We start from the raw sequence: 13,347 nt of genomic DNA on the forward strand, positions 1-13,347 counted from the left end.
GATTGTCCCTTTCTTAGCTGATTAACTGAATTGCCAGCGCCCCAACCGCTGCTTGAAACGACACATTTTGCGTGAGCCGTACCTGCGCTTGTAGTGCCGCCGTGAGCCCCGCCGTGAGCTGACGAGCAGCCAGCTCCGCCAACTGCCCAATCACCGGCTCTTGACCATAGGCGAGATCGTCGGTGACTGCATAGTGGCGGTTCAACGCATCGGCATACGCTAACGCGATTAAGCTGACAATCTGCTTGGCCGCCACTGGCGTTTTGGCGACTGGCAGCAGCTGGGTTTGCACCAACACAAAAGCTTCAGGGTCGCGGGCAACAACCTTGCTTAGCCACTGCACCACTCGTTCGCGCTGGGTCGACAAGCCCGTAGCAAGCAGTTCACTGCCTGCTTGCGCATCGGCGGTCAGATGTGCCACCAGTGCCGCGTCAGCCTTGGTGGCACCGCCGGCTTCAAGTTGGGCCATCACCGCCGAGCGCGCCGGCTGCGGAAAATTAATCACCTGTGCGCGCGACAGAATTGTCGGCAGGAGCTGATTTTTCGCCGCTGTGGTCAGAATAATCACCATCCCAGGCACCGGCTCTTCGTAAAACTTCAACAAGCTGTTGGCGGCCCCTGGCGTCATCTTGTCCGCGTCTGGAATGATAAAGACCCGGTTGGCCCCTTCCACACCGGACTTGCTCATTTCTTCTTTCAACGCCCGCACGTCTGCCACTTTAATCGACTGGGTTGTCGTGGCCAGGGTCAACACATCGGGGTGATTACCACTTAAGATGCGTTGGCACTCTGGACAATGGCCACACGGTGCGCCATCCTGCAGATTTTGACAAAACAGGCGCTGGGCGATCCACGTCGCCAACGCCTGTTTCCCCGTTCCCGCCGGCCCGGCAAACACGTAAGCCGCGCTGAACTGACCGTGGGTAATAATGTGTTGAAACGCCTGCACCAGCTGCGGCTGCAGCGTTGTAATCGGCACGGCCATCAGAAGCGATGAAAGGCGTCAACCGGCAGCACGAACACCGTGGCGCCGCCGACTTGCACCTCAACCGGATAGGCCATCGTCGAATCGGACGTGGTGTCGAGATTCACCGGTGGCGTCATGAACTGTTCGCGCGTCTGTGAGGTGTCCTTGATGATCTGAAGCACCTCTGGTACACGCTCGTCGTCGATCCCGATGAGGAAGGTCGTGTTCCCGGACTTCAGGAAGCCCCCAGTTGTCGACAACTTCGTGGCACGAATGTTGTTATCGATGAATTCACTGCTCAACAAGCTGCTATCTTTATCCTGCACGATTGCCAAAATCAACTTCATAAGAACTTCCTCCTTTTGCGCTTAAGCCTGCCAGGTGCTACCAAAAAATCGGTGGAGTTGAGCCAAACAAGCCGCGACAACCGTTGTCATCGACTGCGTGGCATCAATGGTGACGATCCGGTCGGGATGTGCTTGAGCCAAGCGCAGGTACGCAGCGCGCACCCGCTCATGAAACGCCAGCTGTTCTTGATCCAACCGATCATATTGCCCGGTACGGTGGGCCTGAATCCGCGCGAGTCCCACCGCCGACGGAACGTCGAGGTACAACGTCAACGCCGGGGTCAGCCCAGCCGTGGCGAATTGATTCATCGCCAGCACCGCCTCTTCGCCAATGCCACGCCCCGCGCCTTGGTAGGCGACAGAGCTATCCACGAAACGGTCGCAAATCACGACCTCCCCTCGCGCTAGCGCCGGCTGAATAACTTCGGCCAAGTGCTGGCGGCGCGATGCGGCATACAACAGCGCCTCGGTGCGCGCATCCATCGCGCCGTTTTGCGGATCGAGAATGACTTGGCGAATCTGCTCAGAAATCGCCGCGCCGCCAGGTTCCCGAGTCAGGCGCACCGCTTGAGCCAAATGTGGGGCCAACTCGGGCATAAGTGCCGTTAACACACTGGTTTTACCGGCCCCGTCTGGCCCCTCAAAGGTAATGAATGTTCCTGCCACACCGCAACTCCCTCTCACCGTACTAACTTCAGTTTACTTGAATTCAAGCAGAATTGCACTCGCGAACCACCGCGAGTCAAACAAACGCCGAGGCTTCCCCCGACGTGACTACCGATTTTGCCGCAATTGATTGACCGCCGCTTGTTCTGCCACCAAATCGCCGCTGACCGCACGCACCCGCGCTTCGCGGTACAAAAAATCGAATAATGCGCCTTGCAGCGAGATTTGTGCAGTCACCGCGGGATCGGCCTCACGAAACGTGGCGGCCAGTTCGCGGGTCCGGTTCAGCGATTCCCGCACCCGAGCCACGGTCGCCAACAACTCGCGATCGGCGTTAGGTTTAATCACCGCTTTATGCTTCCCAAACATGGTGTCCCTCCCTACAGTTCAGTGCGTCCCTCCACGGCCTTCAACAAGGTCATTTCGTCGGCGTATTCGATGTCGCTGCCCACGGCCAAGCCGTGCGCCAGCCTCGTCACCTTGATGCCAGCCGGTTTGATCAACCGTGACAAATATTGCGCCGTGGCCTCGCCTTCAGGGGTGGCATTGGTCGCCACGATGACTTCATGCACCGTGGCATTGGCCTGTAGCCGCTTGATCAAACTGGCGATGTTCAAGTCGTCTGGGCCCCGCCCATCGATAGGAGACAACACACCGTGCAGGACGTGGTACAAGCCATGGTAATCGCCGGTTCGGTCAATACTCATCACGTCTTTAGGCTGCTCCACCACGAGAATCGTGCCTTGGTCGCGCCCGGAGTCACGACAGATCTCGCAAGGATCGTCGTCGGTAATGTTCCCACAAATTGAACAATAGTGCAGGTCGTGCTTGGCTGCTACCAGACTCTTGGCGAAGGCGTCAACGTCATCCGTCCGCATATCGATCGTATAAAATGCGAGCCGAGTAGCGGTTTTGCTGCCAATTCCTGGGAGTTTCATGTAACTATCAATCAGTTTTGCAATTGGTTCTGGATATTGCATATGGTCTCCTTGCCGCCTTACAGGCCGCGGGTGTACTTGCCCATTTTCGCCTGGGTGGCATCGTCAACCGCCTTCAACCCGGCGTTGACGGCTTCGATAATCAGGTCTTGCAACATGTCAGGGTCATCAGGATCGATGGCCTCGGGCTTGATGGCGATATCCTTGAGCCGGTGGTCACCGGTGAAGGTCACCGTTACCATGTCGCTGGCGCTGGTCGCACTGAACTCAGTTTGGTTCAGTTCGTCCTGCGCCGCGGTCATTTCCGTTTGCAGCTTCTTCATTTGCTTCATCATGCCTTGCATATTGCCCATGTTGCCCATGCCACGCATTGCCATTGTCATCCATCCTTTTCTAATTGTCTTCGATTGTTACCTGGTCCCCAAACAAATCCGTTAGCGGCTTTGCCACGCTTGGTGCTGTGGGCTTTGCCGTGGGTTGCGGGGCACCGTGCGAGGCCAAGTAAGCCTTGCGCACCTTTGGCCAAGCATCTTTTTGCACCAGGACGATGCTCAGTTCCTTGCCCATCAATCGTGTGAGCCCCGCCTCGAGCTCGGTCATCAACGCTGTGTCATTTTCCGCCCGTTCAACTAAAATATCGTAGTCAAAACTGACGATGACCCCACTGGGACTGGCCGCTACGGGGTTGGAAATCTTCATCATCGCCCGCTTGGTCACGGTCAACATGCTCAACAGATCCGGCCAAATGTCACGCACTGCGGCAAGATCGGCCTTCGTTGCAGCCGCCAGAATCGGATTCAGTTTGGCGGTATTGACCTGCGGCGACGTCTTAGGGCGCTTCGGCGTGACGGCCACCGGCGCCACGGCCTGACCGTCTCGGAGCTTAGCGACAGTTTGTTGCAACTTAGTCACCTGCTCTTGCAGTTGCGCCAGCTCAGCCGGGGCCGCGCCGGCTGCTTCAGCGGCTGGCGCAGAAGCGCTCGTCGCCCCTAGGCGCACGGTGGCCACCTGTAGATACAGCGCCGGGTGGTTGGTCAACCGGAGCTGCTGCTGAGTTTCGTTGAGCACGGCAATCATCTGGTAAATCCGGTCACCACTCAACGTTTCGGCTAACGGCTTGAAATGCTCATCCCGCAACGCCGCATCGGTGGCGGCGACGAGCGCTGGCGCCTGTTGGTACACCAGCAAATCGCGGAGGTATTCAATCAGGTCTTCAATCAGCCGCCCGGCGTCTTTGCCTAGGGCCAACAACTTCGCCACTGCGGTTAACCCGCCGGCGGTATCGCCACCGGTCACCGCCGCCAGCAACGCGCCGAGTTCACTTGCCGCCACGCCGCCGGTCACGGCTAACGCATTGTCGACGGTGACGTGGTTGTCGCCAAAAGACAACACTTGATCCAAAATAGATAGCGCATCACGCATGCCGCCTTCAGCCGCCTGCGCAATCACCGCCAACGCCGCATCGTCATACGTGATACCTTTGTCGTCGAGGATGTAGCGCATTCGCGCCTCGAGGTCGCTGCTGGTGATTCGCCGAAAATCAAAGCGTTGGGTGCGGCTTTGAATGGTGGCCGGAATCTTTTGCGGCTCGGTCGTGGCGAGAATGAAGACGACGTGTGCCGGTGGCTCCTCAAGAGTTTTCAGTAAGGCGTTGAAGGCGCCGGTGGACAGCATGTGCACTTCGTCGATGATATAGACTTTCACCCGGGCCTGCGTCGGAGCGTACTTCGCCTTGTCGCGAATGTCGCGAATCTCATCGACACCATTGTTGCTGGCAGCATCGATTTCGATGACGTCGGTCAGGCTACCTTCATTAATCGCCACGCAACTGGCACAGGTATTATCCGGCTCACCATCCGTCAGATGCTCACAGTTCAATGCTTTGGCCAAAATCTTCGCCACGCTGGTCTTCCCTGTGCCTCGTGGCCCGGTAAACAAATAGGCGTGGCTCGTTTGCCCACTCACTAACGCGTTTTTCAGCGTTTGGGTGATGGCCGTTTGACCGATCACATCGGCAAAAGTCTGTGGCCGCCAGACTCGATATAAGGCTTGATAACTCACCGCGCTCACCGTTCCCTTTCTGTCTGCCAACCAGTTTACCATATCTCGCCCGCTCCTCGCAGACAAGCTGACGAAAGAAAAGCCCATCCACGAGGGATGGGCGTTAATTGCTCATAAACTTAAGGCACATGGTGAACCAACCTTAGTGCTGCTTCCTTCCGGACCTGACACGATTCAGAAGGTCGCCATTGCCTCAAGGCCTTACGGCAATTTATATTATACCCGCTTTAGCGGCGTTTGCCTAGCCCGGTTTGCCTTGCGCTTGGCGCGGATTCCCCGGAAAAAATCCTGCAACAGTGCCGCTGCTTCGTCCTGCCGAACGCCTGCCACCACCTGCACCTGGTGGTTAAACCGAGCATCAGTCAGCAGGTTACCCAGCGTCCCCGCCATGCCAGCCTTTGGATCAGGGGCGCCAAAATAGCAGGTGCGTAACCGGCTATTAATCATTGCGCCAGCACACATCGGGCAGGGCTCTAGAGTCACGAATAAATCACAATCCTCTAGCCGCCAGGTGTGCAACGTCATACACGCCTCTTGAATCGCCATGATCTCGGCGTGCAGCGTGCTGTCTTGGGCGTGCTCGCGCAGATTGTGCCCGCGGCCAATCACTTGGCCAGCGTGAACCACCACCGCGCCAATCGGCACCTCGCCAATCACGGCCGCGTCCCTGGCTTCCGCCAGTGCTAGCCCCATGTAGTCTTCAATCTGCTCCCGGTCCATTCTGTCACCTCAGAAAAAACATGCTACAATCATCTTAACGATTCTTCACCCGGAGGCCAACCTGCGTGACAAACTTAGCGCAATTGCAGCAGCTGTTCACCATCTATCAAACACCACCGTTTCCAGCCGATAGCATTCCCGTCACCGTCGATGGTCAGGTCGTCGCCATTGCCAACACCGGCCTCACAAACCGGGAGCGGGCCTTAGTGGCCACCTTGCAGCCGGCGCCAGCGCCGACTGCCCCTTGGCCACGCTTTTTGCTCGGCCAAGGGCCTGCACCAAGCACTGACCCCGTGCGCCTGATTCACTTCACCACCACGATTGCCCAAACCGGCGGCGATCCCGAGACATGGCTGGAGGCGTTCACCAGCTTGTTCGCCGGCCCGGTCAGCGGCTTTTTTGCCACTACCAATCGCGGCGCCATCGTCGAACCCGCCGGCGAACTGCTCATTGATCGCAGCGATTTAGCCGGAATGCTCGATACCTTGGATGGCGATTTTGACACGAGCACCCGCGCCTATATTGGCCGGAGCTGGCCCACCGATGCTGACCTGCCAGCCATGTACGCAGAAGAGGTGCAACTGGCAGCGGGAAATACCGCCCGCATCAGCACCTTGCAGGAATCGGCGCTCGCGTATTATACGCAGGAAGCCCGCCGCCACAGCCGCATTTTGCTCGCGTTGCGCCGCCTTCTGCGCGGCTCCACCAGCGACATGGCGCCGGTAATTACCGCCTTGTACCATAATCAAGGCAATCTCACTGCGACCGCCAAGGCCTTGTACCTTCACCGCAACACCTTACAATACCGCATCGAAAAATTCCAACAACGCACCGGCTTCGCCTTAAAGAACATGGACGACCTCGTGCTGTGTTACCTGCTGTTACAAGGCGAATAAAATGGGATTGGGCCGAAGCGCATTGCTTCAGCCACAATCCCATTTTTTTGCGCCAATTATCCGACTACTCCGCCTGTGCCCACAAGATATAGTAGCCGCGGTCTTTTTTGATGACTTTGGCTTCAGAATAGGTTGCCTGCATTAATCGTAAGGCGCTTGGGGCCCCTTGCTTTTTTTGCAAAACAACAAACAACTGTCCCCCTGGTAGCAGGTGCGCTTTGGCGCCGGTGATAATCTCGGTCACCACCGTCTTCCCCGCGCGCACCGGTGGATTCGTCACGACCACCCCAAACTTGTCGGAAATTGCGGCATATGCTGCAGATTCCAGAATGGTCACATTTGAAATTCCATTGGCGGCGGCGTTGCGCTTGGCCAGACCCAGCGCGCGCTCGTTCACATCACTCATCGTCACCTGACGCTCAGGCCAGCGTTTAGCCAACGCTAAGCCAATTGGGCCGTAGCCACAGCCAACGTCGAGAATGTCACCTGTTGGGGCCGCCGTCGCCACCGTTTCAATTAAGACTCGTGAGCCGTAATCAATCGTGCGCTTGGAAAACACCCCGTTATCCGCAGTGAATTGTAGTGTCGCCCCTGCGAGGTCAAAGCTGAACTGGTGCTCATCATGCGCCAGCGTGGGATCATTCGTGTAATAGTGATTCATGTCTCTCCTTATTTATCTGTACCGCCTAGCCAATACCCAAGCTTCGATAACGCCACCAGCCGTTTTTGGAGAAAAGCAACTGGACCGCTGGGTTGCCGTTGGTTGACCACCAACAAGATCTGCAACAACGTGAATAACAGCGAACTGCGCTTGCGGTAAGCCACGTATTTCGGCAACCAGTGCGTCACGTATTTTTCCTTGTACGATCGCAACCCCTGAAATCCGTAGAAGCGGTAACCGTATTGATACACCAGGTGGGCCATTTTTTCTTCCAAAAATGCATAGTCGCTGCGCCCCACGTTGGCCAGTGGCGCCATGCCCATGTTAAAGGTGGCAAAACCATCCGCCTTGGCCTGTTGGAACAGGTTCACGAACATCCCGTCCATTATACCAGAAGGCGCATCGGTACTCGAGCGCATCAAATCGATGCTGGTGGTCGTCGCCGTCCCGGTCGGCATCGCTGACGCAAAGCTAACAATGGTGCCGTTATGGTTGCGCATCACAGCCACGGGCGCCTGGTTAAGGTAGTGGTCATCAAAATACCCCAAAGAGAATCCATCTTCCTGGCGCCCAGCCAACCAGTCATCCGACACCATCCGCAATTCCCGCAGTGTCTGCTCAGTCAACGGCGGCTTCAGCCACGAATAAGTGTAGCCCTCGCGCTCGAATTTGTGGATCAGCGCGCGTTCCCCTTTGCGCTTGGTCCCTGCCAGCGAGAAATTCTGAACATCAACGTAGCCTTCCTCGCCGAACTTCATGAAATCAAACCCGTACTCATGCAACTGCATCGTCAGCGTTTCGCTAATTTCGTAAAACACTAACGATAAATCCTGAGCATCGGCCGCGCGAATGAAGTCGCGAATCGCAGGAATCAATGCTGTCACGTCACCAACCGGTTCACCTAAGATAATCAGCTTGTCGGCCTTTTTACGAAACTGAAACATTACGCTGTCTTCGCCATCGACTTGGTAAAACCGCAACTCACGGTCAGGTAAAAGCGCCAAATGTGAGACGGCGTTGCCACCGAAACGGTCAACCAGCGCCTGTACACGCGCCGCATCAACAGGCTCGCCAAGTGGCACATAGGGGCTCGCCAGGTAACGGTAAATAATCAGTAGCGTTACGGCTGCCACCACGACGCTGACGAAAGTTGCGACCCACATGTGCTCAGACGGAAAAAAGAACACATCGGGAATCGGGTGACGATGGTGAATATTTGGTAAATTGTAAAACAGCGCCACGGCATAAAACAATCCAGTCACGGCAAAAATTCCCGCGTCAATTAGTCGGTTGCCCCAGGGAAAATCCATCCGCTGACGGGTTAACTCGCCTCGGGCCAGCAGGGCCAATGCCATGACGATGACCAATAGAATTGTAAATTTTAAACTGTACTCCCGGCGAATCGAGGCGACGGTCGCCATCGCCAGAATAATGATGGTCGGCCAAAATGCCTTTTTCACCCGGTTGGCCACGCCTCGAGCAAACCCCAACATGACAAAGGCCATGATGATGTTAGTCACTCGACTCAAGAAGACAAAGGTGAAAGGGTACAGGTGTTGATACACGCGATTGGCCATCGCGACATCCGGTACCACCCCACGCAGCAATAGCATGACCGCACAGAAATACATGAACCCGACGAGCGCCACGTGCGCAATTTTTTGGAGCACCTGGTGTGGCAGTCCTTCCAAGCGGGCATTAATGCGCACGCCGAGGTCTTGCGCAAAGAATAGTGCGCCGATGGCAAACGGAATGACGTAATAAAACAGCCGATAAAACAGGAGCCACACCACAGCCACGTTATTGTTAACGCCGACCGCACTCAGCCCAAGGATCATGAACACATCGAACGAGCCTAGGCCGCCTGGCACCATTGAAATCACGCCCAAGACATTGGCAATGAAAAATAGCGGCAAGAGATGGAGCAACTGTGCATCCGCCCCCAGCAACCGCCCGATGAGCAAGAAGAAGAAGGCGGCGGCCCCCCACTCCAAGAATGACCCCAACGTTAACCGGAGCTCTCGTTTCAGCGGTAGGTCAGCGAAAAAAGCAGCGTTGGTCAGGTGAGTGACCAGCATCAGCCCAGGAAAATAAGCAGCCCCCCCGATGAGCCAGATCCAGTAGCCGCTGTACATCGCTCCGATCCCAACGCCAAAAATCATAATTAAGGCAATCAATGACCACAACGACAACCCCGCCAGAAGAAATAACGCAATTTTCGAAATTGCGTACAAAACCTGTTTTTGGGTTGCACCTTTGTGGTAGAAATTTGCTCGCAACGAGGCGCCTAGCAAGCCACCGAATCCGGCGATATTGGTGAAGGTGTTAACGATCCATCCGGAGCGCACCACATAAGCCGGCTTGTAATCGCCTGGGAGCATGGCCGTAATCGTGAAATCGTAATTTAGCATCGGCGTCACCGCCAAGATGCCCACCACTGCCAGCACCACCAGCGACCACGGACTTTGCGTGGCAAACGCCGCCTGCACCGCTGCTCCATTCAAGTCCTTAGCAATTCGACCCAGTTCGATGACAACGAAGACGAGCACCGAGCTCACAAACAAAATTTTAAACAGGGTCAGGTGTGCATTAAACCAATGCCAAATACGTTTACCCACAGATCTACCTCCAAGTTTCTCCTGTGGTTATTATACCAGCCGATTACCCCCAAGCACTGGACATGACAGTTCTGTTAGTCCCTGACACACAAAAACGCCTCGCAGCCACCACGAATGGCAACCGCAAGGCGTTCTAAACTCGAAATTGATTACTTCAAAGTAACCGTAGCACCAACGGCTTCAAGCTGTTCCTTGAGCTTGTTGGCTTCGTCTTCGGCAACGTCTTCCTTGATGGAGGAAGGTGCGTTGTCAACCAGACCCTTGGCATCCTTCAAGCCCAAACCAGTGATGGTCCGAACTTCCTTGATAACCTTAACCTTTTCCTGGCCAACTTCGGTCAGTTCAACGGTGTAGGAATCCTTAGCAGCAGCGTCATCGGCGCCAGCAGCACCGGCAGCGGCAACAGGAGCAGCCGCAGTAACGCCAAATTCTTCTTCGATTGCTTTAACGAGATCGTTCAATTCAAGGATCGTAGCGCCCTTGATTTGCTCGATGATTTCTTCAGTGTTCAAAGCCATGAGTAAATCCTCCAATTTATTGTGTAGTTAAGATGCATTAAGCAGCGGGTTCTTCGTCCTTGCTGTCGGCCACGGCCTTGATGCCGTAAGCGAGGTTGCGGACAGGTGCCTGCAGAACGGACAACAGCATGGAAACCATGCCGTCGAAGTCTGGCAGCGTCGCCAAAGCGGTAATTTCGTCGAGACTAGCGACCTTACCTTCGATGAAGCCACCCTTGATTTCCAAGGCGTCAAATTGCTTGGCGAACTTGGCCATGATGCGGGCAGGCGCAACGACGTCTTCGTCAGAAAACGCGATGGCAGTCGGGCCGGTAAAGACATCATCCAAACCTTCATAGCCGGTCTTGTCAGCCGCCCGACGCAGGTAAGTGTTCTTGATGACCTCCATCTTGACGCCAGCATCACGCAATTCCTTGCGCAGTGCCGTTACTTCATCAACCGTCAAACCGCGGTAGTTAACCACCACGGCGCTTTTAGCAGCATTGAACTGGTCGACGATGCCGTCAACGATTTTGGCTTTTGCAGCGATAATCGTTTCACTCATATGTTTTTCACCTCCTGTCGGTTAAGTTGAAGTTTTTTCGTATAAAAAAACTCCATGTCTACCAAGACACAGAGGTATCTACGAAACCCGATACCACCTCGGCAGGATATTAAGGCTTGCGCCACCTGAGTCTTAGGCAGAGTGAAAATCTCACAGCGAGTATCATAGCATGAGCATGAGGGGCGCGTCAACTCATTTATCTGAGTTCAGAGGCTGCAATGGTGCACGGTACAAGACAATCATGAAAGTTCCAAGCGTCATCAAGCAAAATCCTAAATATCCCCAAAACAGTGTGTGAATCGGCCATTTTGCAAGCATGATGGGATACAGCCTTGCAAGTCCAATCGCGATAATATTGGCAATCAATACAAAGCGAGTTGCCAGCTCGCCGGCGACCCGCCCGGTCACCTTTACCAGCCAGCTGACCGTTCCGACATAGATAAACGCAAAACTGACACCGTGCAGCAAATATGTTGCTAAAAACAGTCTGCTACTCGTTGCAATTGCAGCTATGAACCAACGACATACTGCCAAGCCTACTCCCAGCGAAATGACGCGAGTTGCACCCAGACGGATGATGAGGGCTTCAACTATATAAAAGCCAAACATCTCAGACACACAAGATCCCAGGAGTAACGCAACGCTGCCCATTGCTGTAGCCTGCAGTAGCGATGCATGAAATCCTTGTCGAAGATAGGCTGTCAGCAAATAACCGAATGAGTTGGGTAAGGTAATTACCGCTGTGCCCAGAGCTAAGACCACCCAACTTTGCCAAACCATTTGCGATTCTCGGCCATGATTAATTCCTCGAGGGGTAACCACCAACAACTCAGAGTGCCCTGAGCTTAACACTAGCAACACCAAATTTACGCAAAGAATGAACCACAGCAGACTGCGAAGCGAGCCGGTAACTGCCAGCAATCCAGTTACATACAAACCGCTCGTTGCATAGCCTAAAGAACCAAACAAACGAAAATGGCCAAATGACCGTTGGTGCTGAGTCGCCCACGTCATCACACTACTTTCATAATAGGTATCTAAGCCGAGTGCCACGAGTTGGTAGCACAGAAACCCGCCAATGAACCAGCTAGGTGCTTTTGCAGTTAAAAGGCAAATTGTTGCGACGATGCGGAAAATCAAGCCAATCTGAACAACTTGTTGGGGTGGAAACCGGCGCGCCATCACTAGACTGCAAATCACCAGTGAAGCAGCCACCAATAATTGGACTCCCGCCAGTAGTTCTAACCGCAAATGCGTGTTGACGTGGCCGACAATCAGCAATGGATCGTACTGAAAGATTACTAATGACTGCAAGACGGAAAATAAAAAAAACTGCGTTCGGATCCGCATAGCACCCTCGACTTGAAAGACACGTTGGCGACAATAATTATAGAACTGGAACTTGAGGATCAACCGCAACTGGTAAATGCGTGTGCAATGATGTCATTGCAGCAATGGCTACACGTTGGGCCATTAAAGCATCTATCCCCGATACTGGGACCTGCTCCTCTACTTGAATCGCATGGGCAAAAGCACGTAACTCAGCTTGATAGGCGGACTGATATCGACTCGAAAAGTGTGGATAAGGTTTTGGTAGTTCGATTGCAGTATCTGTATACGCTTCGACGGTATACCCCGATGTGTTTTCAGCCTTAACCATACCAAAACTTCCAAACACTTCTACGCGCTGATCATACCCATATACCGCTCGCCGACTGTTATCAATGACCGCCAGCGACCCGTCTTCAAAAGTGAGAACCGTGGCCAAGGTGTCGACATCATCAATCTCACGCAATGTCGGATCAATCAGTGTGCTTCCAGTCGCAAACACCTGAATCACATTTTTGCCCATCAGATAACGGGCCATATCAAAATCATGCATAGTAAAGTCAAACACTAAACCACCGATTTTTTGAATCAAGGCGTGAGGAAGTAAATCTGGATCACGGGATGTAATTTTCACGACTTGCCGCTCAGCCGGGGCTGCCTTAGCAGTTTGGTCATGGACCATCTGAAACTGCGGATCAAATCTCCGATTAAAACCAATCTGCAGTTGCACCCCAGTCCGCTTCACGGTCCGCAACAGTTCCAGACTCACCGCTTCATCGGCTGCCATGCTTAGCGGTTTTTCACAAAAAATGTGCTTCCCAGCATTTGCTGCGGCCCTCACGAGGCCCTCGTGAGCATTTGTTGGCGCAAAGATACACACTGCCTTAACTTGCGGATTCGCCAATAAATCTGAGGCATCATCATATACCTTTGCTTGCAATTGCTCTGGCAAGGAGAGCTGAGCCAAATTGGCATCCGCCACAGCCACAACCTTAACACTAGGTTCGTTTAACAGGTTCTTTAAGTGCATCATACCTGCACGACCTAACCCAATTACGCCAAGGGCTAAAGGCTCTATCATC

Annotated in this window: 15 protein-coding genes, 1 other RNA gene and 1 other annotated feature; of the genes, 1 reads left to right on the plus strand and 15 read right to left on the minus strand. The window is 54.3% G+C overall.

Features of this window, described 5'->3' with window-relative positions; all coding sequences use genetic code 11:
- Nucleotides 1–13: 13 nt before the first annotated feature.
- The 9 genes from holB to tadA all read right to left on the minus strand — a co-directional run bounded on the left by holB (nt 14) and on the right by tadA (nt 5,699).
- Nucleotides 14–985 (minus strand): DNA polymerase III subunit delta', encoded by a 972-nt coding sequence (holB, locus tag FD02_RS09635; protein ID WP_056951992.1) that lies wholly within the window; start codon nt 983–985, stop codon nt 14–16.
- A complete protein-coding gene (locus FD02_RS09640) occupies nt 985–1,314 on the minus strand; it encodes a cyclic-di-AMP receptor (RefSeq protein ID WP_054721504.1) in 330 nt (109 codons plus the stop codon). The genes holB and FD02_RS09640 overlap by 1 nt, the downstream gene beginning before the upstream one ends.
- Nucleotides 1,315–1,335: 21 nt before the next feature.
- Nucleotides 1,336–1,980, minus strand: a complete 645-nt coding sequence (gene tmk / locus FD02_RS09645) for a dTMP kinase (RefSeq protein WP_056951994.1) — start codon at nt 1,978–1,980, stop codon at nt 1,336–1,338.
- A gap of 108 nt (nt 1,981–2,088) precedes the next feature.
- The gene (locus FD02_RS09650; protein ID WP_056951996.1) at nt 2,089–2,349 is read right to left on the minus strand and encodes a YaaL family protein; all 261 of its coding nucleotides are present in this window, start codon (nt 2,347–2,349) and stop codon (nt 2,089–2,091) included.
- Nucleotides 2,350–2,360: 11 nt separating this feature from the next.
- Nucleotides 2,361–2,960, minus strand: a complete 600-nt coding sequence (gene recR, locus FD02_RS09655) for a recombination mediator RecR (RefSeq protein WP_054721500.1) — start codon at nt 2,958–2,960, stop codon at nt 2,361–2,363.
- A gap of 17 nt (nt 2,961–2,977) precedes the next feature.
- A complete protein-coding gene (locus FD02_RS09660) occupies nt 2,978–3,280 on the minus strand; it encodes a YbaB/EbfC family nucleoid-associated protein (protein WP_054721533.1) in 303 nt (100 codons plus the stop codon).
- A gap of 31 nt (nt 3,281–3,311) precedes the next feature.
- Nucleotides 3,312–4,979: a DNA polymerase III subunit gamma/tau gene (gene dnaX, locus FD02_RS09665; RefSeq protein WP_056952213.1), complete on the minus strand. Its 1,668-nt coding sequence runs from the start codon at nt 4,977–4,979 to the stop codon at nt 3,312–3,314.
- 113 nt (nt 4,980–5,092) lie between these two features.
- Nucleotides 5,093–5,179: signal recognition particle sRNA small type (gene ffs, locus FD02_RS11110), an RNA gene on the minus strand.
- 16 nt (nt 5,180–5,195) lie between these two features.
- Nucleotides 5,196–5,699 carry a tRNA adenosine(34) deaminase TadA gene (tadA, locus tag FD02_RS09670; RefSeq protein WP_056951998.1) on the minus strand — a complete coding sequence of 168 codons (504 nt, stop codon included), beginning with the start codon at nt 5,697–5,699 and terminating at the stop codon, nt 5,196–5,198.
- Between the two features lie 65 nt (nt 5,700–5,764).
- On the opposite strand from tadA, the gene FD02_RS09675 reads away from it, so the two are divergent.
- Nucleotides 5,765–6,595, plus strand: a complete 831-nt coding sequence (locus FD02_RS09675) for a helix-turn-helix domain-containing protein (protein WP_056952000.1) — start codon at nt 5,765–5,767, stop codon at nt 6,593–6,595.
- Between the two features lie 64 nt (nt 6,596–6,659).
- Here FD02_RS09675 and FD02_RS09680 read toward each other — a convergent pair whose 3' ends face one another.
- The 6 genes from FD02_RS09680 to FD02_RS09705 form a co-directional block, all read right to left on the minus strand.
- Nucleotides 6,660–7,256 (minus strand): class I SAM-dependent methyltransferase, encoded by a 597-nt coding sequence (locus FD02_RS09680; protein ID WP_056952002.1) that lies wholly within the window; start codon nt 7,254–7,256, stop codon nt 6,660–6,662.
- Between the two features lie 8 nt (nt 7,257–7,264).
- The gene (gene mprF, locus FD02_RS09685; RefSeq protein WP_056952004.1) at nt 7,265–9,874 is read right to left on the minus strand and encodes a bifunctional lysylphosphatidylglycerol flippase/synthetase MprF; all 2,610 of its coding nucleotides are present in this window, start codon (nt 9,872–9,874) and stop codon (nt 7,265–7,267) included.
- A gap of 149 nt (nt 9,875–10,023) precedes the next feature.
- Complete coding sequence (rplL, locus tag FD02_RS09690; protein ID WP_054721494.1) at nt 10,024–10,392, minus strand: 50S ribosomal protein L7/L12; 369 nt, start codon at nt 10,390–10,392, stop codon at nt 10,024–10,026.
- A 37-nt stretch (nt 10,393–10,429) separates the two neighbouring features.
- Nucleotides 10,430–10,936, minus strand: coding sequence for a 50S ribosomal protein L10 (gene rplJ / locus FD02_RS09695; RefSeq protein ID WP_054721492.1), 507 nt, complete (start codon nt 10,934–10,936; stop codon nt 10,430–10,432).
- 35 nt (nt 10,937–10,971) lie between these two features.
- Nucleotides 10,972–11,091: a sequence feature (ribosomal protein L10 leader region), on the minus strand.
- A gap of 37 nt (nt 11,092–11,128) precedes the next feature.
- Entirely contained in the window at nt 11,129–12,286 is a 1,158-nt protein-coding gene (locus tag FD02_RS09700; protein WP_056952006.1) for an MFS transporter, read from the minus strand.
- 37 nt (nt 12,287–12,323) lie between these two features.
- Nucleotides 12,324–13,346, minus strand: coding sequence for a Gfo/Idh/MocA family oxidoreductase (locus FD02_RS09705; protein ID WP_235806711.1), 1,023 nt, complete (start codon nt 13,344–13,346; stop codon nt 12,324–12,326).
- Between the last annotated feature and the right edge of the window lies 1 nt (nt 13,347).

Origin of the sequence: Lacticaseibacillus nasuensis JCM 17158 (assembly GCF_001434705.1) — a bacterium.
In the GTDB taxonomy this organism is placed as follows: domain Bacteria; phylum Bacillota; class Bacilli; order Lactobacillales; family Lactobacillaceae; genus Lacticaseibacillus; species Lacticaseibacillus nasuensis.

What these genes read in the sequence shown, in the direction of transcription:
- rplJ (WP_054721492.1), bottom strand. Translation starts at nt 10,936, where the DNA reads ATGAGTGAAACGATTATCGCTGCAAAAGCCAAAATCGTTGACGGCATC.
- FD02_RS09705 (WP_235806711.1), bottom strand. Translation starts at nt 13,346, where the DNA reads ATGATAGAGCCTTTAGCCCTTGGCGTAATTGGGTTAGGTCGTGCAGGT.
- FD02_RS09700 (WP_056952006.1), bottom strand. Translation starts at nt 12,286, where the DNA reads ATGCGGATCCGAACGCAGTTTTTTTTATTTTCCGTCTTGCAGTCATTA.
- FD02_RS09640 (WP_054721504.1), bottom strand. Translation starts at nt 1,314, where the DNA reads ATGAAGTTGATTTTGGCAATCGTGCAGGATAAAGATAGCAGCTTGTTG.
- FD02_RS09680 (WP_056952002.1), bottom strand. Translation starts at nt 7,256, where the DNA reads ATGAATCACTATTACACGAATGATCCCACGCTGGCGCATGATGAGCAC.
- recR (WP_054721500.1), bottom strand. Translation starts at nt 2,960, where the DNA reads ATGCAATATCCAGAACCAATTGCAAAACTGATTGATAGTTACATGAAA.
- rplL (WP_054721494.1), bottom strand. Translation starts at nt 10,392, where the DNA reads ATGGCTTTGAACACTGAAGAAATCATCGAGCAAATCAAGGGCGCTACG.
- FD02_RS09650 (WP_056951996.1), bottom strand. Translation starts at nt 2,349, where the DNA reads ATGTTTGGGAAGCATAAAGCGGTGATTAAACCTAACGCCGATCGCGAG.
- tadA (WP_056951998.1), bottom strand. Translation starts at nt 5,699, where the DNA reads ATGGACCGGGAGCAGATTGAAGACTACATGGGGCTAGCACTGGCGGAA.
- holB (WP_056951992.1), bottom strand. Translation starts at nt 985, where the DNA reads ATGGCCGTGCCGATTACAACGCTGCAGCCGCAGCTGGTGCAGGCGTTT.
- FD02_RS09660 (WP_054721533.1), bottom strand. Translation starts at nt 3,280, where the DNA reads ATGGGCAACATGGGCAATATGCAAGGCATGATGAAGCAAATGAAGAAG.